General features: G+C 53.3%; 23 protein-coding genes. 21 read left to right on the forward strand and 2 right to left on the reverse strand.

Annotated features, from left to right (window positions below; genetic code table 11):
• The first annotated feature begins 250 nt into the window (after nucleotides 1-250).
• The 20 genes from C3F13_00885 (at nucleotide 251) to C3F13_00980 (ending at nucleotide 17,512) form a co-directional block, all read left to right on the forward strand.
• Nucleotides 251-2,062 carry a threonine--tRNA ligase gene (locus C3F13_00885; protein PWB56658.1) on the forward strand — a complete coding sequence of 604 codons (1,812 nt, stop codon included), beginning with the start codon at nucleotides 251-253 and terminating at the stop codon, nucleotides 2,060-2,062.
• 467 nt (nucleotides 2,063-2,529) lie between these two features.
• Nucleotides 2,530-3,054: a translation initiation factor IF-3 gene (locus C3F13_00890; GenBank protein ID PWB56659.1), complete on the forward strand. Its 525-nt coding sequence runs from the start codon at nucleotides 2,530-2,532 to the stop codon at nucleotides 3,052-3,054.
• A gap of 104 nt (nucleotides 3,055-3,158) precedes the next feature.
• Nucleotides 3,159-3,395 (forward strand): 50S ribosomal protein L35, encoded by a 237-nt coding sequence (locus tag C3F13_00895; protein PWB56660.1) that lies wholly within the window; start codon nucleotides 3,159-3,161, stop codon nucleotides 3,393-3,395.
• 93 nt (nucleotides 3,396-3,488) lie between these two features.
• Nucleotides 3,489-3,839, forward strand: coding sequence for a 50S ribosomal protein L20 (locus tag C3F13_00900; protein PWB56661.1), 351 nt, complete (start codon nucleotides 3,489-3,491; stop codon nucleotides 3,837-3,839).
• 321 nt (nucleotides 3,840-4,160) lie between these two features.
• Nucleotides 4,161-4,733 (forward strand): hypothetical protein, encoded by a 573-nt coding sequence (locus tag C3F13_00905; GenBank protein ID PWB56662.1) that lies wholly within the window; start codon nucleotides 4,161-4,163, stop codon nucleotides 4,731-4,733.
• Entirely contained in the window at nucleotides 4,669-5,496 is an 828-nt protein-coding gene (locus C3F13_00910; GenBank protein ID PWB56663.1) for an RNA methyltransferase, read from the forward strand. The genes C3F13_00905 and C3F13_00910 overlap by 65 nt, the downstream gene beginning before the upstream one ends.
• A gap of 35 nt (nucleotides 5,497-5,531) precedes the next feature.
• Nucleotides 5,532-5,981: a hypothetical protein gene (locus C3F13_00915; GenBank protein PWB56664.1), complete on the forward strand. Its 450-nt coding sequence runs from the start codon at nucleotides 5,532-5,534 to the stop codon at nucleotides 5,979-5,981.
• 59 nt (nucleotides 5,982-6,040) lie between these two features.
• Nucleotides 6,041-6,292: a hypothetical protein gene (locus tag C3F13_00920; protein ID PWB56665.1), complete on the forward strand. Its 252-nt coding sequence runs from the start codon at nucleotides 6,041-6,043 to the stop codon at nucleotides 6,290-6,292.
• A gap of 128 nt (nucleotides 6,293-6,420) precedes the next feature.
• A complete protein-coding gene (locus tag C3F13_00925) occupies nucleotides 6,421-7,035 on the forward strand; it encodes a hypothetical protein (GenBank protein ID PWB56666.1) in 615 nt (204 codons plus the stop codon).
• A 33-nt stretch (nucleotides 7,036-7,068) separates the two neighbouring features.
• Complete coding sequence (locus tag C3F13_00930) at nucleotides 7,069-8,202, forward strand: ABC transporter permease (GenBank protein PWB56667.1); 1,134 nt, start codon at nucleotides 7,069-7,071, stop codon at nucleotides 8,200-8,202.
• A gap of 23 nt (nucleotides 8,203-8,225) precedes the next feature.
• Complete coding sequence (locus C3F13_00935; protein PWB56668.1) at nucleotides 8,226-9,608, forward strand: hypothetical protein; 1,383 nt, start codon at nucleotides 8,226-8,228, stop codon at nucleotides 9,606-9,608.
• A 21-nt stretch (nucleotides 9,609-9,629) separates the two neighbouring features.
• Complete coding sequence (locus C3F13_00940) at nucleotides 9,630-10,595, forward strand: multidrug ABC transporter ATP-binding protein (GenBank protein ID PWB56669.1); 966 nt, start codon at nucleotides 9,630-9,632, stop codon at nucleotides 10,593-10,595.
• 33 nt (nucleotides 10,596-10,628) lie between these two features.
• Nucleotides 10,629-11,549, forward strand: a complete 921-nt coding sequence (locus tag C3F13_00945) for an ABC transporter ATP-binding protein (GenBank protein ID PWB56738.1) — start codon at nucleotides 10,629-10,631, stop codon at nucleotides 11,547-11,549.
• A 162-nt stretch (nucleotides 11,550-11,711) separates the two neighbouring features.
• Nucleotides 11,712-11,948, forward strand: coding sequence for a hypothetical protein (locus C3F13_00950; GenBank protein PWB56670.1), 237 nt, complete (start codon nucleotides 11,712-11,714; stop codon nucleotides 11,946-11,948).
• 62 nt (nucleotides 11,949-12,010) lie between these two features.
• Nucleotides 12,011-12,397, forward strand: a complete 387-nt coding sequence (locus C3F13_00955) for a hypothetical protein (protein ID PWB56671.1) — start codon at nucleotides 12,011-12,013, stop codon at nucleotides 12,395-12,397.
• Nucleotides 12,398-12,399: 2 nt separating this feature from the next.
• Entirely contained in the window at nucleotides 12,400-13,665 is a 1,266-nt protein-coding gene (locus C3F13_00960; protein ID PWB56672.1) for a hypothetical protein, read from the forward strand.
• Nucleotides 13,666-13,727: 62 nt separating this feature from the next.
• Nucleotides 13,728-14,402, forward strand: coding sequence for a hypothetical protein (locus C3F13_00965; protein PWB56673.1), 675 nt, complete (start codon nucleotides 13,728-13,730; stop codon nucleotides 14,400-14,402).
• 60 nt (nucleotides 14,403-14,462) lie between these two features.
• The gene (locus C3F13_00970; GenBank protein ID PWB56674.1) at nucleotides 14,463-14,837 is read left to right on the forward strand and encodes a hypothetical protein; all 375 of its coding nucleotides are present in this window, start codon (nucleotides 14,463-14,465) and stop codon (nucleotides 14,835-14,837) included.
• 44 nt (nucleotides 14,838-14,881) lie between these two features.
• A complete protein-coding gene (locus C3F13_00975) occupies nucleotides 14,882-15,883 on the forward strand; it encodes a hypothetical protein (GenBank protein ID PWB56675.1) in 1,002 nt (333 codons plus the stop codon).
• Nucleotides 15,884-16,015: 132 nt separating this feature from the next.
• Nucleotides 16,016-17,512: an MFS transporter gene (locus C3F13_00980; protein ID PWB56739.1), complete on the forward strand. Its 1,497-nt coding sequence runs from the start codon at nucleotides 16,016-16,018 to the stop codon at nucleotides 17,510-17,512.
• On the opposite strand, the gene C3F13_00985 is transcribed toward C3F13_00980, so the two are convergent.
• Nucleotides 17,492-18,052 (reverse strand): hypothetical protein, encoded by a 561-nt coding sequence (locus C3F13_00985; protein ID PWB56676.1) that lies wholly within the window; start codon nucleotides 18,050-18,052, stop codon nucleotides 17,492-17,494. The genes C3F13_00980 and C3F13_00985 overlap by 21 nt on opposite strands.
• Nucleotides 18,053-18,161: 109 nt before the next feature.
• Nucleotides 18,162-18,599, reverse strand: coding sequence for a chromate resistance protein (locus C3F13_00990; protein PWB56677.1), 438 nt, complete (start codon nucleotides 18,597-18,599; stop codon nucleotides 18,162-18,164).
• A gap of 121 nt (nucleotides 18,600-18,720) precedes the next feature.
• On the opposite strand from C3F13_00990, the gene C3F13_00995 reads away from it, so the two are divergent.
• Nucleotides 18,721-20,502 carry an ABC transporter ATP-binding protein gene (locus C3F13_00995; GenBank protein ID PWB56678.1) on the forward strand — a complete coding sequence of 594 codons (1,782 nt, stop codon included), beginning with the start codon at nucleotides 18,721-18,723 and terminating at the stop codon, nucleotides 20,500-20,502.
• Nucleotides 20,503-20,691: the final 189 nt, after the last annotated feature.

The following is a 20,691-nucleotide window of genomic DNA, read 5'->3' on the forward strand; positions in this document are numbered from 1 at the left end:
AGACGCAGGTCCAGTAGGGTAAACGGCTGACCCCGTTATCGGTCTAAAGAGATGTGCCAGATAATCTGGCATAAATCTGGGTGGAACCGCGTGAGACATCTCTCGCCCCAGTTGGGCGAGAGTTTTTTTTATTGTCAGTGTGAGGAGCGATTGGTTCAACGAAGCAGTCTTCATCATGAATATTACAAGAACAGATTGCTTCGGGGAAGAACACCCCTCGCAATGACGTTAAAATAAGAAGGAGGCACAAATGGCAGAGACAAAGAAAGAACGTTATGAAGATTCAGATCTGTACCGCATCCGGCACTCAGCCGCCCATGTGATGGCAGAGGCCGTGCTTGAGTTTTTCCCGGAGGCCAAGTACACCATCGGGCCACCCATTGAGAACGGCTTCTACTACGACTTTGACCTGCCGCGGCCGCTGACCCCTGAAGACCTGGAGAAGATCGAGAAACGCATGCGCCAGATCATCGCCGGTCATCATAAATTCGTCCGGCAGGTGGTTTCAGCCGACAAAGCCCGTCAGATTTTTAAGGACCAGCCGTATAAGCTGGAACTGATCGATGGGCTTGAGCAGGGCGGTTACGATGAATATGGCAATCCTCTGGAGGGCAAGCCGGAGATATCCCTGTATACCTCCGATACCTTCATCGACCTGTGCCGCGGCCCGCATGTGGATAATACCGGGCAGATCAACCCTTCTGCGATCAAGCTGCTCAGCTCATCCGGAGCATACTGGCGCGGCGATGAGCACAACCCGATGTTACAGCGCATCTACGGCACAGCCTGGAAGACATCCAAAGAGCTGGAGGAATACCTGTGGCAAATCGAAGAGGCCAAGAAACGTGACCACCGCAAGCTGGGAAAAGAGCTGGAGATATTCACATTTGATGAAGAAGTTGGTCCCGGACTGCCCCTCTGGTTGCCACGCGGTGGGGTAATCATCGATGAGTTGGAAAAGCTGGCCAAGGAGCTGGAAGACCGGGCAGGATACCTGCGAGTGCGCACACCGCACCTGGCTAAGGAAGACCTATTCCTGCATTCAGGCCATCTGCCTTATTATGCTGAGAGCATGTACCCGCCCATGGAGCTCGAAGGCGTGAAGTATTACGTCAAGCCGATGAACTGCCCCATGCATCACAAGATATTTGGCTCAAAACCACGCTCCTATCGCGACATGCCCATCCGCCTGGCGGAATATGGTACCTGCTACCGTTATGAGAAGAGCGGCGAGCTGTTTGGGTTGATGCGCGTGCGCTCGATGCAGATGAATGATGCCCATATGTATTGTGCGGAGGACCAATTCGAGCAAGAGTTCATGGGCGTGATCGACTTGTATCACCAGTATTTCGATATCTTCGGCGTTGAGAAATACATTATGCGCCTGAGCACGCACCACAAAAGTGGCCTGGGCAAGAAATATGTGGACAACGAGCGCTTGTGGCTGAAGACAGAAGAGATGGTACGGCGTGCCATGGATAATGGCGGTGTTCCCTATGAAGAGGTGCCGAACGAAGCGGCTTTTTACGGCCCCAAAATCGACGTGCAAATCTGGTCAGTGATCGGGAAGGAGTTTACTCTGGCCACCAATCAGGTGGACTTTGCTGTTCCACCTCGTTTCAACCTGACCTTCATCAACCGGGATGGCCAGGAAGAGACACCCCTGTGCATCCACCGCGCTCCTCTCAGCACGCACGAGCGTATGATCGGGTTTCTCATTGAACACTATGCCGGGAACTTCCCGGTGTGGCTCTCCCCCGACCAGGTGCGAGTGATCCCCATCACCGACGTGCACAACGACTACGCCTTGCGCCTGGTTAGCCAGATGAAGGAGCTCGGCATCCGGGCAGAAGCCGACCTATCCAATGACCGCATGAACGCCAAGATCCGCCAGGCGCAGCTCTTCAAGGTGCCTTACATGCTGGTGGTGGGCGAGCGTGAGATGGCGGAGGGCACCGTCTCGCTGCGCAAGCGGGATGGCTCCCGCCAGGACGGTATGCCGGTGAATGGATTGATCGATCTGGTAATAGATCGGATCAAGAGTCGTTCACACGAGTTGTGATTAAACAAACAGCGAGATTGGGGCAGGCCACAAGCCTGCCCCAATTTGCTTCACAGCGCCATGATAAACATTCATTCTGTAAAGACACCGAACAAAGGTGTCTTCCATGAAATGCGGGCCAATTTACAATCAGACGGGTAATTATTAATCTTTAACAGACTGTTTCGAGGATAGTTTCTTGTTATTATGATCACAGGATGGTGTTCCACCGGGTTGGGATGCTCATCCTCAGGCAATTGTGCCTCATTCTTGCACGTACGCTTGCGTGATTACCGCCGCTGGTGGGGACGTGGGAATGCGGAAAGCCACTACCGTAGAAGCGCTCTGTATGAGCGCTTCTACCGTTTTGAGGGCTATTTTCTCAAAAATGTTGACGATTATGATAAACTCATGGTATTATCGGGCACGTTAAATACAAAAATACGGTATTTAGCGTAATTAATTGTTTATATTGAAAGGAGCGACATATCAGCGCGACCCAATATAGAATCAACGAGGCTATTCGAGTCAAAGAAGTCCGCCTCATTGGCGCCAATGGTGAAAACGTAGGTGTGGTACCCATCCAAGAAGCCGTGCGGTTAGCCAACGAAGCCGACCTGGACCTGGTAGAGGTAGCCCCGAATTCCGAACCACCCGTTTGCCGGATTATGGATTTCGGGAAGTTCCTCTACGAGAAGACCAAGAAAGAACGCGACGCGCGCCGGGCACAAACCAAGATCGAAGTTAAAGAGATCCGCCTGAGACCCAAAACCAATATCTACCACCAGGGCTTTAAGGTCCGTGATGCCCGCGGTTGGCTGGAAGAGGGGAACAAGGTGAGAGTGCGCATCCGTTTTCGTGGTCGTGAAATAGACTATGTTGACCTTGCGCTGAATGACCTGAAGAAAGTTGCAGAAGAGCTGGCCGATGTCTCGGCGATCGAACAAGCACCCATGATGGAGGGTCGCAGTGTAGTCATGGTTCTGGCACCTTCCAAGGCGAAAAAGAAGTAAACCAATTTTATAAGCAGAAATTATCCCGCGGGTATGAGAGCGCAAGCCTCACAGGCTTGCGCTTGTGCCCCCTACGGGGTTTTGTGTGAGAAGGAGTGAATGAAGTGCCTCGCAAGCAAACAACCGAGAAGTACAAACTGAAAACCCATAAGGCGACCTCGAAACGTTTCCGTGTCACTGGGACGGGCGTGGTGGTACGCACCAAGGGTGGCAAGAGCCACCTGCGTCGGCGCACCCCCAAGCGCGTCAAGATGTTATTGGCGGAAATGGTCCCGGTCAAAGGACGCGGAATTGTTAAGCGCGTCCATCGCCTGGCACCCTACCTGAAAAAGGCAGAGTAGCTTATCCTATCCACCTGTATAGTGCGGCCGTTGGGTGCACACAACTGGTAGAGCTGTTCTACCGGCGCCCAGGGGTTCGCAGGAGAGAAAACAATGGCTCGTGTAAAAACTGGTCCTTATCGACACCGTCACCACAAGAAAATCCTCAAGATGAATGCTGGCCAATTTGGCACACGCCACCGCCTGTTCAGGCGCGCCAATGAAGCCATGCTCAAGTCATTATGGTATTCCTATCGTGACCGGCGCCAACGCAAACGCGATTTGCGCCACCTATGGATCGCCCGAATCAACGCGGCAGCCCGATTAAACGGCCTGTCCTACAGCCGCCTGATCCACGGCATGAAAACCGCCAATATCGCCATCAACCGCAAAATGCTGGCTGACCTGGCAGTGCGAGACCCGCAGGCTTTTGCTGCGGTGGCAACCCAGGCGAAAGCCGCCTGAGTTCTCCCAACCTTCACACAAAACTCACCCAACCCGCTCTCACCTCGAGAGCGGGTTTTGTTTTAAAAGATAAAGAAAACCTCTAAGGACTCAAAGGACCCAAAGGGAAAAAATATATATATACCTATCTTTATTCCTTCGTGAATTATTATGGGCACCTGTATGGTCGTGATACGGTTCTTTTATTTCTCCTTTGTGGATATTATCTATTCTTTTACCTTAATTATTTGCCTTTCCTTTGTGAACCTTAGTGTCCTTGGTGGTTAATTCTTTATAATCCAGCTTGCTGAGGTAAAATGAGGACTGCAGATAGGACCTTCCATGAATCCGACGATAGAATCCCACCAATTTTCCTCCGGGCAATGGCTGGAAATTGCCCAGGGGGACATCACGGCCGAGAACACCGATGCAATTGTCAACGCCGCCAATCGCTACCTGGAACATGGAGCCGGGGTGGCAGGCGCTATCGTCCGCAAAGGTGGCCCGCAGATCCAGTCTGAGAGCCGGCAGTGGGTGCTGGAGCATGGCCTGGTCAGCCATGCAGCGCCGGCTTATACCCATGCGGGGAACCTGCCCTGCCGCTATGTGATCCATGCTGTTGGGCCGGTGTGGGGTGAGGGCGATGAAAGCAACAAGCTGGATGCCGCAGTGAATGGATGTTTAGAAGTAGCAGAGCGGCTTGGCTTGAGCTCAATTGCCTTTCCTGCCATCTCCACGGGTATTTTTGGCTTTCCAAAACAGGAGGCGGCCAGGGTGATGCTCAAAAGTATCCATCATTACATAGTGACCAACCCCACCTCCAGCCTGAAGCTCATCCGCTTAGTGCTGTATGACGAGGCTACCCTGCAGGTATTCAGTGACACGTTGGAGCACGATGATCATCTCCATACATAATCCCAGGGTGCAGGAAGTCCGGAAATTATTAACCCAGGCTAAAGAACGACGCGAACAGGGTGCATTTGTCGTTGAGGGGGTGCGCCTGACGGAAGAAGCCTTGCGGGCAGGTTGGAAAGCCCGGCTGGTTTTGTATACCGCCAGGCTTGACGAGCGAGGCATGCACGTTGTTCATAGCTATGCCTCACTTGGCTTGCCTGTTGAGGAAGTAAGCGAAGGTGTGATGAAGTCCGTCAGTGAGACAGAATCTCCTCAAGGATTAATGGCGGTCTTAGAACAGAAGACACAGCCCAGCCCGCCCGCTTTGGATTACGTGCTGATCCTGGATGGCATGCGGGACCCGGGCAACCTGGGTACAATCCTGCGGACTTCGGCTGCAGCCGGAGTGCAGCTCGTATTGCTCGCTCCCGGGTGTGTGGATGCCTGGTCTCCGAAGGTGCTGCGCTCCGGGATGGGCGCTCACTTCCGCCTAGCCCTCCAAAGCCATGATTGGCAGGCAATTAAAAGGATGATAAAAAGCTCCAGGCATGGGGTAAGGGTCTATCTGGCCGATGCTGCCGGAGAAGTTCAATACACACAGGCGAATTTTCGAGAGCCGCTGGCAATCATCGTGGGGGGAGAAGCAGCTGGTGCAGGCTCTGAATCTGCTGCCCTGGCCGATGAGAAGGTATATATCCCCATGCCAGGCGGCAGCGAGTCGCTTAATGCAGCCGTTGCGGCGGGAATTCTCCTGTTTGAGGTTGCCCGTCAGCGCCTGGGATGATTATGTGTAACAAGTTATGTTAAAATTGGTTGGTAATGAGCATCCCTAAAAATTTCCCTCCTGAGCGCAACTCCCTGGTGCATGCCGAACACCGGCGTGAAGTGAAGCGCCAGATCTATATTCCGGTAATTATCGGGCTGCTGGTGATTTTGGCAGGAGTCATTGCGATCATCGTATATGGCCTTCAGGCCGGGGCAAATTTGCGTAGATGGGCGGATGTCTCGATTATCTGGCTGATCATCCCTGCCATGTTTATGGGATTGCTCCTTGTGTTGGTAGTAATGGCTGCTTTGTATGGCATCACACGGTTGTTGGGCATCCTTCCGGGCTATTCTAAGATCGTCCAGGATTATTTTGATCAGGTAGGCGCGAAAGTATCCCAGGTCACCGATGGTGTTGTCGAGCCGTTTTTGAAAGCGCGCAGTACGTGGGCTGTCGTCAAACGTAGGGACCGAATATTATCCCCTCGTGATCACGACAGGTGAAGTTTCTGGAAAAGGCTGTATCCTTATAAAAGTCATTCATTTCAAGAAAGGAATCATCCATGGATGCTCAGGATAATATCATTGCTGAACAGAACCAGCTCACAGAGGTCGATACCGCCTGGACCGGGAAAATCCTGGCTATTGGCGGGGTGCTTGGGGCACTGACCGGCCTGGCTGCAGCCTACTTGCTGGTTCAACGGTCCAAGAAAATGGGTGAGCGGCCGACTCTGGAATTAGGTGAGGGTATCAAGCTGGGGGTCTTGTTGTTTGGCTTGCTGCGCAACATCGCCTTGCTTGGCGATCGCGAATAAGCAATTCAGCTCCCAACATCAATCCCATAAGGCTCGCCTTATGGGATTTTAATTTAAACCTGCTTGACAGGTTCATAGAACGGATTAAAATATGAACGATCGTTCGTTTTATTCAGGGGAGGCCCGGTATGGCTGCTTCTGCTCTGCCACGCGGCGAGCTAACCCGTAACGCTATCTTGCAAGCTGCCCATGACCTGTTCATCCGGCAGGGATATCATGGCACTACCATGCGCCAGATCGCCCAAGGGGCTCATCTGGCCCTGGGTGGTCTCTACAACCATTTTCCCTCCAAGGAGAAGGTATTTGAGGCGGTATTTTTAACCTTTCACCCCTATCATGAAGTCTTGCCATTGATTGCCGCAGCCCGGGGTGACGACTTGGCGCAGCTGGTGCAGGATGCCTTCCAGCGCATGCGCCAGGCTTTCAAGGATCGGCCTGATTTCATGAACTTGATGTTCATCGAGATGGTCGAGTTTAATAGTATCCACGCCAGGCAGCTTTACGGCCAGCTTTTTCCTCAGGGCGTGCAGATCATGCAGCGGCTCACCAGTGCATATCCAGAACAATTGCGCCATATTTCGGCACCCATGGTGGTACGCACCTTTTTAGGTGTGTTTTTTGGTTATTACCTTACGGAAACAGCCTTCACTCCGGCAGTTCCGCTGGCATTTCAAGAGAATGCCATGCAGTTCTTTGTGGATATCTACCTGCATGGCATCCTTGCTGCAACTGATGTAAGTTGACCGATTCTCGCGCACAGTTATAAAGGCGATACTATGTTCAACTCACGGCTCCGTTCTCTCATCCGCAAAGAATTTATCCAGATTCGGCGCGACAAACGCACCCTTATCCTGGTGCTGATCATCCCGATTATGCAGTTATTCCTGATGGGCTACGCAGCTACCAATGACGTACGCAATGTGCCGCTGGCAGTATTTGATCAGGATCGCGGCTCAGAAGCCCGCTCCCTGCTGGATGCTTACCGCGCTGCCGACTATTTCACCATCACCTATGAAGCGGGTTCCGAAGATGAGTTGCGTGACCTGGTGGATCGTGGTAAAGCGCGCGCCGGGTTGATCATTCCTCCCAATTACTCCGACAAAATCCAGGCAGGTGAGACAGGCCAGGTAATGTTCGTCCTGGATGGTTCGGACCCGACCATAGCTTCCACGGCCCTTTCGTCAGCCCGGCTGATTGGCCAGGCATATTCAACCCAGATCCTGGAAGATCGCCTCGCCGCGCGTGGTCAGGCAGCCGCAATCCAGCCACCCGTACAGGCGAATACCACCGTGTGGTACAACCCCGATCTGGTCAGTGCGTACTTCATGATCCCGGGTGTGATCGGGATGATCCTGTTTGCCCTGACGTCGATCCTAACCGCCAGCGCCATTGTGCGTGAGCGCGAGCGCGGCACGATCGAGCAGCTCATTGTGACCCCCATTCGTCCCTGGGAGCTGGTGGTGGGCAAACTATTGCCTTACGTAATCCTGGCTTTTGTGAATGCATTCGAAGTGATGGCATTGGGGCATTACTGGTTCAAGGTGCCTAATAACGGTAGTTTGCTGCTGCTATTCGGGGCTTCGCTCTTGTTCTTGTTATCCAGCCTGGGGATCGGTCTGCTGGCATCCACCATCGCGAACACCCAGCAAGAAGCGATGCTGACCGTCTGGATGCTTTTGCTTCCCAGCATCTTCCTGGCTGGCTTCTTTTTCCCGCTGCAAGCCATGCCGAAGGTCTTACAGTGGATCTCGTATATTTTCCCCTTGCGTTATTATCTGGTGATCATCCGTTCCCTAATGATCAAAGGTGCAGGGCTTTCGGCATTTCGAGCAGACCTGATTGCCCTGGCGGTTTTTGGGGTTGCCATCATGAGCCTGGCCGCGATGCGCTTTCGTAAAAGGCTGGATTAATGGACTGTGTTTAGGAGGTTATTATGAAAGTTGGACGCATTGTTCTACTCATCCTTGTCATTGCAGCGATCGTGGTGGCCGCTTACTGGTATGTGACCACCCAAACTTCCCCGGCAACCATCACCGCCCTTACCGGCTCGGGCACAGTTGAGACCACTGAGGTGGCAATCTCGCCTGAGATCAGTGGAAAAGTAGTGGACGTTATGGTTAAAGAAGGTGATTCAGTAAAGACTGGCGAGACCTTGTTCAAGCTGGATGACACCTTGCTGGCTGCCCAGCGTAAACAAGCCCAAACCAACCTGGAAGCTGCTCAGGCTAGCCTGGATGCCGCCGACACCGCTCTGACCGCCACCCAGGCAGGGGTCACCACAGCCCAAGCTCAGTATGATCTGGTGCTGGCGAATGCCCGCCTTCAAGCTCAACCCGCCCAAAACTTGTCGTGGGTTCAGCCACAGCCTTCCGAGTTTGACCAGCCTGTTTGGTATTTCACCCATACTGAGGAGATTTCTGCTGCCCTAAAAGAGGTCAATACTGCTTCGGATGCTTTGAATACTGCCAAAACGAATTTCAGCTCGATGTTGTCAGGTGGTGTGTACACCAACCTTACAGCTGCAGAAGAGCGCCTGGCACAGGCTCAGAGTACTTTCCTGGATGCTAAAACTGTACGTGATCAAGCCCAGGCACAAAATAACCAGTCATTACACGATGTTGCCAAGCAAGCTTACGAATCTGCCAAGGCAGAATTGGAAGCTGCTCAACAGTCTTACGATGATCTACTCACCTCTCAGGAGGCTTCAGACGTGCTGGAAGCCCGTGCCAAGCTGGCTTCTGCTCAGCGGCGCTATGACACCGCCGTCAATCGCTATAACTCGCTGCTCACCGGTGAATATTCTTTGGCGGTAGAGGTTGCTGCAGATACCCTGGCTCAAGCCCAGGCGAATGTAACGGCCGCTGAATCAAAGGTCACGCAAGCGCAGAAGGCGATTAATCAGGCCCAATCCGCCATTGACCTGATCGATGCCCAGCTTGGAAAGTTGGTGGTTACGGCTCCTCAGGATGGTGTGGTCCTGACCCGCAGCATTGAGCCTGGTGAAGTGGTCGTTGCAGGTGCAGCTGCTCTTACCCTTGGCCAGCTGGATAACCTGAAAATCACTGTCTACATACCCGAGAACCGCTATGGCGAGATCAGGTTAGGTGATACCGCCGATGTAAAAGTTGATTCCTTTCCCAACCAGACCTTCACCGCAATCATTAACCGCATAGCCGATCAAGCGGAGTTTACCCCCCGCAATGTCCAGACCGCGGAGGGACGTCAGACCACAGTCTATGCGGTTGATTTGGCTGTCAAGAACCCGGCTGGCCAGCTTAAACCAGGCATGCCGGCGGATGTGGTTTTCAATCCATAACACTATCATTTTCGTAAACTTATGCCCCCCCATATCCTGGTCTCGCACCTCTCCAAATCTTTCGGCAGCACACATGCCGTCGATGACCTTAGCTTGCATGTGGAAGCGGGTGAGATTTTTGGGTTGATTGGTCCGGATGGGGCTGGGAAAACCACCACCATGCGCCTGCTGTGTGGTGCCTTGCTGCCCGATAGCAAGCAAGATAGAGCGCAGGCGCTGATCCATATCGTGGGGGTAGACATATTTCGCCAAACTGACCAGGCGCGTGCCCAGTTGGGCTATCTTCCTCAACGCTTCTCAATGTATGAAGAGCTGACCGTGTTGGAAAACCTGCGTTTCTTTGCGGAGGTGCGCGGCCTTTCGGAATCTGACTGGAAACCACGCTGTATGCAGATCCTGGAATTTGTCGGGCTGGCAGATTTTATTAACCGCCGTGCGGGGCAGCTTTCAGGCGGGATGCGCCAGAAGCTGGGGCTGGCTGCCGCGCTGGTTCATTCACCCAGGGTGCTACTGCTCGACGAACCCACCACTGGGGTTGATCCGGTCACCCGCCAGGATTTCTGGCAGCTCATCATCCGCCTTGTTGCGGAAGGGAGTGTCGCCGTATTGGTCAGCACCCCGTATATGGATGAGGCTGGGCGCTGTGCCCGGGTGGGGTTTATGCGCCAGGGGAAGATCCTGCTTGAAGGTAAGCCTGATGAGCTTCGCGCTAAGTTGGATGGGCGCATTATCGAGGTGCATGGAGAGCCGCTCCAGATATTGCGAGAAATAGCCCGTTCAGATCCTCGCGTAGAAGATGCCCAGATGTTTGGCGACCGGCTGCACCTGCGTGTGCAGCCTGGTTCTACCCAGGCAGTGATGGAAAACCTGCAGGTAGTCATCCCTACCAGAGGTGGTCGTCTCAGCATGCTGCGCTCAACCACCCCTCAATTGGAAGACGTTTTTATTGATCTGCTTGAAGGTCAGTCGGCCCAGGGGCTTGGTTAAAAGGAGCGGTGAGGCGTGCCAGATGAAGTGATCATTGCCCATAATCTCACAAAGCGGTTCGATGGCTTCACCGCGGTTGACCACATATCTTTCAGCATCAAGGCTGGTGAGGTGGTGGGCTACCTGGGCCCTAATGGGTCGGGGAAGACCACTACCATGCGCATGCTGTTGGGTCTGTTGCTTCCCAGTGAAGGTGATGCTTCGGTGCTTGGTTATGATATTGTGCGACAATCTGAGCAGGTACGCGCCAACGTCGGCTATATGTCTCAAAAATTTGCTTTGTACCACGACCTGACGGTTGGGGAGAACCTGGCATTTTATGCTGGTGTATACGGGGTCAATCAACCCACCCGTTTGGCTGAAGTGCTGGATCTGATCGGATTGAAGGCTCAGCAATCTGAAATGGTCAGCGACCTGTCCACGGGCTGGAAGCAGCGCCTGGCACTCGGTACGGCTATTGTCCACAAGCCGCGCTTGTTGTTTTTAGATGAGCCCACCTCCGGGGTTGACCCAACCGCCCGGCGTGCATTTTGGGATCTAATTTACACAGTTGTGGCTGAGGGAGTGACGGCCCTGGTGACCACCCACTACATGGATGAAGCCGAATATTGCGGTAGGGTGGGAATCATGCGGGACGGCCAGCTATTGGCAATGGACAGCCCTTCTGCCCTCAAGCGTAGTGCCTTACCAGGGATAGCCTGGGATGTGTTTGCCACACCGCTTCTACCTGCCTTGGATGCTCTCGAGCACTGTCCATGTGTGCTGCGCGCTGGCCTCACTGCTGATCACCTGCGAGCTATCACGGCTCACGATATAGATGCTACTATTTTGCAGCGTACCCTGTCTGAGGCGGGCATTCAGGTAGAGCGCCTTGAGCCGGTGGAACCCACGCTGGAGGACGTCTTCCTGGCCTTGGCGGATATTAAAGTCGACGGTCCCGCTGCCCCGAGCTAAATTTCCTGTGGCATTTCGCCCATAATTGAATAATATTAAATCGATACTTGAATATATTCAATTTTTATATTGAATATATTAATATAATTGTTGACAATATTCAATTATTGTGTATAATATTGAATAGAAACAGACAGCGTATACTCGCCAAAGGAGGCTGTTATGTTTGAGATGATGATAGCTGAAAAATTGGTCATGGAAATAAAAAGTTCTCGCACCATTGTTGAATCGGAGCATTTGTTGGGCAAGCCGATGCGAATCAAGGCATCTCTAACCGATCGCTTTCTTTCCAACCTCGGTCGGGTAATGGTTGATCTTGGATTCAGGCTGATCGATCGCTCCTGTGCCACGAAGGCGGCCGAGCCAGCGCCTGCTCCGAACTTCCTGATCATGCTGTAGGCTGGGAGAGAGAAACTGCCGATGGACAACATTCAAAAAGTATCCTTTGGAGGTGAATTGAGATGAATACATTACCTACGCGCTGCCCGCTTTGTGGCGGTGAACTCACCGTGACGCGCATCTACTGCCAGGATTGCGATACCACCATCGAAGGACGCTTCACGGGAGGTCCGTTCTCACAGCTCACCCAGGAACAGCTTTCCTTCGTCGAAACATTTATGCGTTGTGAAGGCAAGATAACCCGCATGGAAGTTGAGCTAGACCTTTCATATCCTACGATCCGCAACCGCCTCCATGAGGTCATCCGTGCCTTGGGGTATGAGCCGGGTGGTGAGGAGCCTATCACCGGGTTGAGCGACAAGGAACGCCAGCGCATCTTAGAAGATCTTGACCAGGGTGTCATCAGCGCTGAAGAAGCCATGCGTTTGTTACAAGAAAGTGAGAAGTGACCATGGACAAGCAATTTACCGCTACCAGTGCTTCACCTCATGTGGTGCTCAACATCAGTGGAGACCTGCGCCTCAAAGGGCAGGATGCCTCTGAGGTCGTGGCAAAGTCCGAGGATCCGGAAGCTCTTTCCATGGAGGTCAATGGCGATCAGGTGGTTATCCGCAGTACCAATGACTGCACCGTGCGTGTCCCACGTTCTGCGGTAGTGGAAGTCCAGGCAGTCCACGGGGACGCCACCATAAAAGCATTGGACGATGGTTTGTCCATCGATGCAGTTGATGGGGACCTGGAGCTGCGCAACGTGGGTACCACCCAGATCGGTAGGCTAGCCGGCGACCTGGCTGCCAAGAATGTGGATGGCAATCTTATCATCGACAATGCGATGGGAGAGGCAACCTTGCGGAGTATCCAGGGAGACTTTACCACGACCGGGCGCATCTACGGCAACCTGACCCTTAAAGATGTGGGGGGGAGTGCCAAAGCCGCCTCGAACGGAAACATCATGCTACACCTGGACCCCGCGCCAGGCCATGTATACGAATTCGACTGTTTTGGCAACCTGTTCTGCCGCTTACCCACCGATGCCAGCGTTGAGATCAGTGTACCCAAGGCTGCTCAGGTGATGGTCAGCCTCCCGGGAATCCATGCTTTAGCTCCGGTGCAAGCCCCATATGCCCTCACCCTGGGTGAGGGAGATGCCCAGCTGACCCTGACTGCCAAAGGAAACCTCACCCTAGACACCCATGCCCCTGACTGGGATATGGAGGATTTTGATATCGATGTAGACAGTGAAGTCAATGGCATGGCCGATGCAGTCAGCCAGCAGATTTCCCAACAGGTTGACTTGCAGGTCCGCATGATTGAAGACCAGCTCAATGCTCAGTTATCCAGCCTGAGCATGCGGCTGAGCGGAGCAAAATTGAGTGAAAATCAAGCCCGACGGATCGAAGAGCGTGCCCGTGAAACCAGCCAGCGGGCTGCTGAGCGTGCCCAGGAGCGCGTCCGCCGGGCACAGCAGAGAATGGAACAAAAACTTGCAGCCGCCCAACGCAAGATGGAGATGAAAGCTCAGGCTCATGAGCGTGCTGCTCGCCATAACCGGGGTGGTTGGACTTTTAGCATTCCAACCCCACCTGCCCCACCTGCTCCACAAAGTGACCCGGTGACTGAAGATGAGCGCTTGATGATCCTACGCATGCTTGAACAGAAGAAGATCGGCATGGAAGAGGCTGAGCAGTTGCTGAATGCATTGGAAGGTAAATCATAGCACGTCGAGTCTCCCGCACCCTGTCCATTCGTTGGACCATGCGGTGAAAGGTGAACGAGAAAATGCCGAACGAAGTTGAACGACTACAAATCTTAGAAATGATCGAGAAGGGCGTCATCACGGCCGAAGAGGGCGTCAGGCTGCTCAACTCGCTCCAAGATGAATCGGAAGGAGCGGAGACGCCAGAAATGCCTGCTTCCGTTTCTTCTGTAAACGAGCCTTTGCCCGAGCCTGACGTCACCGTGGAGGAACCCAGGCCGGAGACGCAGAGATCAACCGTCACAACCGATTTTGCCAGCGAGACCCGCAAATGGCGCCGTTGGTGGTGGATACCGCTCAGCATTGGGATTGTCATCACCGTAGTTAGCGGTTTACTCATGTACACAGCCTACCAGAATAGCGGGTTCGGCTTTTGGTTTGCCTGCTTATGGTTTCCCCTCCTGCTTGGTGTGATCATTATCAGCCTGGCCGCCACCAGCAGGACGACACGCTGGCTGCATGTCAGGGTCCACCAGGAACCCGGGGAATGGCCGCGCACGATTGCCATCAGTCTGCCGATCCCCATCCGCTTCACTGCCTGGATATTGCGGCTTGTCAAACCACATATCGATAACTTTGATAATGCCAACCTGGATGAGTTAGTCCTTGCCCTCGAAAAGACTTCGCCAGAACAGCCAATTTACGTCAAAGTGGACGAGGGCGATACTGGTGAAAAAGTGGAAGTGTACATCGGATAAAAAGCACTGATTGGACTTGGTTATTTTATTCAGCTGTCATGATCTAACAAGGAGGTCGGAATGGCCACAACAGAAGAACGAATGAGAATATTGCGAATGATCCAGGAAGGGAAGATTACCGCTGAGGAAGGTGCCAGATTGCTTTCAGCCTTGCGGGACAGCCGCAAAGAAGCCCGCCCGGTGGTAACCACCAGTCGTTCCGGGAAGGGCATGCTGCGCGTACGTGTCACCGACATGATCACCGGTAAAGCCAAGGTCAACGTGAACCTGCCCCTGGGCCTGGTGGACGCGGGCATGAACATCGCCAGCCAGTATGCGCCAGACGTGAACTTCAGCCAAATTGCGGATGCCATCCGTTCAGGGCAGATGGAAGGAAAGATCGTGGATGTGGTGGACGAGGAAGACGGAGAGCATATCGAAGTCTTCATCGACTAAACCAAAACCAGGGCTTCATAGTATGACTATATGTGGAGATCAATATGTCCGACGAAACCATTGATAAAACCTTTCAAGTAACCGACCCCGCCCGGTTCGTAATCTCCAACGTGCGTGGCCTGATCACTATCCAACCTGGCGAGGCAGGTTCGATCCAGGTCAGAGCTGAGCTGCATAGTAGCGTGGACAGCGATAAGAATTACGTGGAAATGATCCAGGATGCCGATGGAACCGTCAGGGTTGAAACTCGTTCATCCACAGGCTTCTTTGGGTTCCATTCTCACCACCCCCGGGTGGATTATTTCGTCCGGGTTCCTCAAGGTATTCATTTGGAAGCATCCTGCGTGAGCAGTAATCTCAAGGTAAGTGAGCTGGAAGGTGCTTTTAAGCTGAAGACGATCAGCGGAGATATCGACTTGGTCGGGATCAGCGGTCCCCTAAAGCTTGGTGCAGTGAGTGGTGATATCACCGGCTCACGCTTGAGTGGTGTGCTCGATTTGGATACTGTCTCGGGCCGTGCGCGCCTGACTGACTCGAGTTTCCCTTCTGCCGATGCCTCTACGGTGAGTGGCGACCTGCTCCTGCAAACCGCCATTTCCGAAGGTCCCTACCTGTTCAGCTCGGTTTCAGGCGATGTAAAGATGATTGTGCCTCCTGATTCGCGTTGCTCCGTAGAGCTGAACAGCGTCAGTGGCAGCATCCGTTCTTCCCTGCCTGCCACGGCTGCCCGTATGGGGCATGGATTGAAAGTCACGCAGATACAAGGTGGTGGAACCAGCGTGCGCCTCAAAAGTGTCTCGGGGGGTGTCTCCATTGAGACTGAAGGCGTTCCTGCGACAGCTGTGCCTTCTACAGAGCCTGCCATGGAAAGCACTTTCCCTTCAATTCCACCCATTCCTCCCATCCCTCCGATTCCTCTCGACCCTGGCCAACCAGCTCCAGAACCACCTGCTGAGCAGCTAAGCACCTCGGAGATCCTGCAGCGCATCGAGCGCGGTGAATTGACCGTTGATGAAGCGATCGAACTAATGAAAGGCGACTCATAACCACATCATTCTAGTAATTACAACGCCCCATAGGTTATAATTCGGGGCGTTTCTTGTTAAGTGAGTACGTTACTTCCTATGAGCCTCCCACCAACCCATCCTGAACAGTCTGCTTCGAATCGCCCTGGGGGTATGTTTGGCTTTACCATCGTCTGGATTGGCCAGATCATCTCCTTACTTGGCACCAGCATGACTGGTTTTGCCATGACCATCTGGGCATACCAGAAGACGAATTCAGCCACTGCTTTGGCTATGGTCGGGTTCTTCTTCGTTGCTCCCATGCTCATTGCCTCACCATTTGCAGGTGCCCTGGTGGACCGCTCCAACCGCAAGATGATGATGATGGTGAGTGATGTCGCCTCCGGGATAGCCACGATCATTATCCTCATACTGTATACAACTGGTCGCCTGGAGATCTGGCACCTGTTTATCACCAGTGCCTTCCAGGGTGTGTTCCAATCCTTCCAGTGGCCGGCTTATTCGGCTGCCATATCCACCATGATCCCCAAGAAGCAGTATGGGCGTGCCAATGGCATGCTCTCGCTGGCCGACACTGCTTCAAATATCTTCGCCCCTATCCTGGCCGGCGCATTGATCGGGATCATCGGCGTGAGTGGCATCCTGTTGATCGATATCGTCACTTTTTCCCTGGCCATTAGTGCCCTGCTGCTGGTGCATATCCCTCAACCCAAAATTACCGCGGAAGGTCTTAAGGCCCGTGGCAGCATCCTGAAAGAAGCGGCTTTCGGGTTTGTCTACATCTGGAACCGGCCCTCGTTGCTGGCCCTTCAGATTGTCTTCCTGATGGGTAATTTCTTTGTTGGTATTCCCGGGGCAGTTGAGGCCGCCATGATCCTTGCCAACACCGGCAGCAACGAAAAAGCCCTGGCTGCAGTAAATTCGGCCGGCGCGATCGGAGGCGTGATCGGTGGCCTGGTGATGAGTGCCTGGGGAGGTCCAAAACGGCGCGTGCACGGGGTGCTGTTGGGCTGGTTCGTTGCCAGCCTGTTAGGCAGCGTGCTGATGGGCTTCAGTCGCACTATTCCATTTTGGGTCATTTCAGCCTTTCTGGGGATGTTCTTCGCACCCATCATCAATGGTTCCAACCAGGCCATCTGGCAAGCCAAGGTGCCTCCCGACCTGCAGGGAAAAGTATTTTCAATTCGCCGGCTGATCGCCTGGTTTGTCAGCCCCCTGGCTATGCTGATCGCCGGTCCTCTGTCGGATAAAGTACTTGAGCCGGCCATGCGCGATCCCCAAAGCACTCTGGCCACTTCGGTAGGCTGGGCTGTAGGCATCGGCCCTGGGCGTGGGATGGCGCTGCTATTTATTATTGGAGGAATCATTGCTGCTTTGGTTGGGTTAAGTGGCTACGTTTTCCGCAACCTGCGCGATGTCGATACCCTGATGCCCGATCATGACACCCTGCCTGAGGTGATTCCTCCCGACACGCGTTTGCCCCGCTTGCAGCAACTGCTGGAGGAGCGCAATCAATGGGTACTCCAGCCCGCTTCACCCGAGCGCGAGCTGGCCCTGAAAGCAATTACCAGCTCCTTGCGCCAGCTTGGTCAAGGCCAGGCTGGGCAGTTGGTTGGGAATTACGACCCACTAAGCGGGGAGGACGCTTAACTTCCGCTCGAGCACCACTGCGGCGGTCGTGTCGTCAGCATGCACCGTATCGCCTTCATAGTGTACGATCGTGCGCCAGCCCATGTCGATCCAAAACCTCAGGGCTGGCCAGTTTTTTAAGCATACCTTCAGCCAGATGGCTTCATATTCCCCCAGCTGTTTGAACTGGTCCCAGATTCCATAAGCCAGTTCCGAGCCGTAGTGGTTCTTTTGGAAATGCGGGTGGACCACGAACATCGATATCCATACCCGGTGCGGCATGGGAGCGTCGTGGAAAAGGTGAAAATACCCGATAATATCCTTGCCCCCCCGCAGAAACACGCTTTGCATTTTGAATATATCTTTGGCTGTGTGATTTAACCCCAGGCTTTTCGATACCAGCTTGATAAATGCTTCCTCAGTTTCTTCGTAGAAACTGCTGTCCCATGCACCCACATATGAACACGCATTGAATACATTTTGCAGGTGGGGGACGTCTTCCATGTTCGCATCTCTTACCGTTAATCGTTCGGTTCCCCAGCTTGCCGGTAAAACTTTCATGCTCCCATCCCTCTAAAGCATTTTTATGGAATTAGCTTTTTATTTCTGCATTGCACACCACTTCACGTGTCATTGTATACCAAGATGCTTAAAATAATCTGTAAAATAGTTAAACCTTTTTCGCAACATCCATACGGCACCAGGCATATAAGGCATCATATACATCAAACTGGTGGGCCAGGTTTTCATTATCTTCGGGGAAACGCAGGCTGAAGCCGCTGGCGATCGCTTCCAGCCCGCGGGCGAGCGGGTCTGTGTCAATATCCTCACTGATGTCGGCTGCATGCACGATTTTCGCCAGCCTGAGCAGCCCTGGCTCTTTGAGCCCATATTTCAAGATGATGGACTCGAACGAACATCTGCCTTCGTGATGGCCAAGTTCTACCCCCGGTGCATCGAAGGGGATTGCATCCATCTCAGCAACCACCTTCTCAATCTGGCTTGTGGGTACAAATAAGAAGTCTGCTTCGCTATCAATGAAGCGCGTGACCAACCACGGGCAGGCTATGCGGTCAACATGAACGTGTGAACGGGTTACCCAAAGCATGGTAAACTTCCTCTCTTTTCTAGTAATTATACACTCCCCATTTTAATCATCGCAGCCTATAATGATTTTTACTTCAGCCTGAGCGCTGGAGATAATTTTTATTGTTAGTTAGGAGCTAGATTTGACCCCCATTCAGCTCGTATTATCATACGCAAAGCGATATAGGCTGGTGCTTACCATCACGATCCTCAGCACCTTGTTGCTGGTAGCTGTGCAGCTGGCTGTGCCGTTGATCATCCGTAGCCTGATCGCGGATGTCACCAACACAAACATCACTCCGGCATCCTATACACTGATCACTGCACTGGCGTTGGCTGCGCTAGGCGTTTACATTCTTCGAGGCCTCATGCAGTTCTTACGGTCGTACATGGCCCATCTGGCGGGCTGGGGGGTGGTGGCTGATGTACGAAAGCACATCTACGAACACCTGCAGGCCCTCTCTTTACGGTATTACGAAGACAAGCAGACTGGCCAGCTGATGAGCCGGGTGATTAATGATACCGAACTGTTCGAACAGCTCATCTCGCATGCCATCCCTGATGTGATTGTCTCCGTCATCACCCTAGTGGGTGTGACGGCGGTGATGATGACCATGAACTGGCGCCTGACCTTACTCTCCATGATTCCCATCCCGTTGGTTCTGCTTTCCTTAAGGATCTACGCCCGCTATGTACGCCCGGCTTTCCGCGAGCGACAGAAAGAATTAGGAAACCTGAATGCCATCCTGAATGATTCCATCTCTGGCATCCGTGAGGTCAAAGCCTTCACCCGCGAAGAGGAAGAAATGAAGCGCGTCGATCAAGGCATCAACCGCTACCGTACCAGCCTGCTCGGGGCGCTTAAGCTGATGGCCATCTTCCAGCCCTTCATCGAGTTTACCTCCTCGATGGGTGTGCTGATCGTGATCTATTTTGGTGGCAGACTGGCTCTCCAGGGCATTCTTTCTGTAGAAGACCTGGTAGCTTTCTTCCTGTACCTGGATATTTTCTACCAGCCGGTGCGTAACCTGAGCAACGCCTGGGAACAAATCCAGGGATCGCTGGCAGGTGCTGACCGTGTCGCTGACTTGCTGGCAGAGCGACCCGAGATCATGAACTCCACAGAAGCCATGTCTTTGGAAGGGCGTGCGATTGGGAACATCTCCCTCCAAAATGTGAACTTCGAGTATTCGCCCGATACACGCGTGCTCGAGGATATCAACCTGGAAATCCTTGCTCACCAGGTGGTGGCACTGGTTGGTCCAACTGGTGTAGGCAAGTCTACCCTGGTTAGCCTCATCCCGCGTTTCTATGACGTCACTTCCGGCTGCATCACTCTGGATGGCGCTGATATCCGCAGCTATACACTGGAAAGCCTGCGCCAGCAGGTCAGCATAGTCCTGCAGGATGTGTTCCTGTTCCACGGCTCGGTGCGTGAGAATATCCTGTTTGGGCGTCCGAACGCATCTGAGCAGGAAGTCATCGCCGCAGCGAAGGTCGCCAATGCGGATGGTTTTATCAACGAGCTCGCCGATGGTTACGATACTTTAGTGGGGGAACGCGGGGTGAAACTCTCTGGGGGGCAGAAGCAGCGCCTTTCCATCGCCCGCGCCGTGCTCAAGGATGCCCCCATCCTGATCCTGGATGAGGCCACCTCTTCAGTGGATACGGAGACCGAGCTGCTCATCCAACAAGCCCTGGAGCGCTTAATGGTCGGTCGCACAACCATCATCATCGCTCACCGGCTATCCACCATCCGCAACGCTGATAAGATCGTGGTGCTGGAAGGACGGCAGATCCAGCAGGTGGGCACGCATACCGAGCTGATGGCTCAAGACGGCCTCTACCGCCGCTTGAATACTGTCCAGAACCAGCTTGAGGCCCCTGATAAGCTCATTGAGCCTTACGCTATCTCCGCTTCTTGACTTTTTTGCCATTGCAAGGCTTGTTATCTAAGCTGGCTGTGACAATTTTCTCCATACAACATCGCTCAATTATGTATCGGATGTCAGCTGGGCAATCTTGTGATAGGAAGATTGCTTTGTCGTTCGGTCAGAAAATCATTGACCTCACTCCCCGCAAAGATACGCGGCTGTCATTGCGAGGCCGGCGGT

It is taken from the genome of Anaerolineales bacterium, assembly GCA_003105035.1.
GTDB lineage: Bacteria > Chloroflexota > Anaerolineae > Anaerolineales > UBA4823 > FEB-25.

Excerpts from the sequence above, each read along its gene's own strand:
- C3F13_00905 (PWB56662.1), top strand. The coding sequence starts at position 4,161 with ATGAATCCGACGATAGAATCCCACCAATTTTCCTCCGGGCAATGGCTG.
- C3F13_00915 (PWB56664.1), top strand. The coding sequence starts at position 5,532 with ATGAGCATCCCTAAAAATTTCCCTCCTGAGCGCAACTCCCTGGTGCAT.
- C3F13_00980 (PWB56739.1), top strand. The coding sequence starts at position 16,016 with ATGTTTGGCTTTACCATCGTCTGGATTGGCCAGATCATCTCCTTACTT.
- C3F13_00920 (PWB56665.1), top strand. The coding sequence starts at position 6,041 with ATGGATGCTCAGGATAATATCATTGCTGAACAGAACCAGCTCACAGAG.
- C3F13_00990 (PWB56677.1), bottom strand. The coding sequence starts at position 18,599 with ATGCTTTGGGTAACCCGTTCACACGTTCATGTTGACCGCATAGCCTGC.
- C3F13_00955 (PWB56671.1), top strand. The coding sequence starts at position 12,011 with ATGAATACATTACCTACGCGCTGCCCGCTTTGTGGCGGTGAACTCACC.
- C3F13_00970 (PWB56674.1), top strand. The coding sequence starts at position 14,463 with ATGGCCACAACAGAAGAACGAATGAGAATATTGCGAATGATCCAGGAA.
- C3F13_00940 (PWB56669.1), top strand. The coding sequence starts at position 9,630 with ATGCCCCCCCATATCCTGGTCTCGCACCTCTCCAAATCTTTCGGCAGC.
- C3F13_00965 (PWB56673.1), top strand. The coding sequence starts at position 13,728 with ATGCCGAACGAAGTTGAACGACTACAAATCTTAGAAATGATCGAGAAG.
- C3F13_00930 (PWB56667.1), top strand. The coding sequence starts at position 7,069 with ATGTTCAACTCACGGCTCCGTTCTCTCATCCGCAAAGAATTTATCCAG.
- C3F13_00950 (PWB56670.1), top strand. The coding sequence starts at position 11,712 with ATGTTTGAGATGATGATAGCTGAAAAATTGGTCATGGAAATAAAAAGT.
- C3F13_00900 (PWB56661.1), top strand. The coding sequence starts at position 3,489 with ATGGCTCGTGTAAAAACTGGTCCTTATCGACACCGTCACCACAAGAAA.
- C3F13_00985 (PWB56676.1), bottom strand. The coding sequence starts at position 18,052 with ATGAAAGTTTTACCGGCAAGCTGGGGAACCGAACGATTAACGGTAAGA.
- C3F13_00925 (PWB56666.1), top strand. The coding sequence starts at position 6,421 with ATGGCTGCTTCTGCTCTGCCACGCGGCGAGCTAACCCGTAACGCTATC.
- C3F13_00975 (PWB56675.1), top strand. The coding sequence starts at position 14,882 with ATGTCCGACGAAACCATTGATAAAACCTTTCAAGTAACCGACCCCGCC.
- C3F13_00910 (PWB56663.1), top strand. The coding sequence starts at position 4,669 with ATGACGAGGCTACCCTGCAGGTATTCAGTGACACGTTGGAGCACGATG.
- C3F13_00960 (PWB56672.1), top strand. The coding sequence starts at position 12,400 with ATGGACAAGCAATTTACCGCTACCAGTGCTTCACCTCATGTGGTGCTC.
- C3F13_00885 (PWB56658.1), top strand. The coding sequence starts at position 251 with ATGGCAGAGACAAAGAAAGAACGTTATGAAGATTCAGATCTGTACCGC.
- C3F13_00935 (PWB56668.1), top strand. The coding sequence starts at position 8,226 with ATGAAAGTTGGACGCATTGTTCTACTCATCCTTGTCATTGCAGCGATC.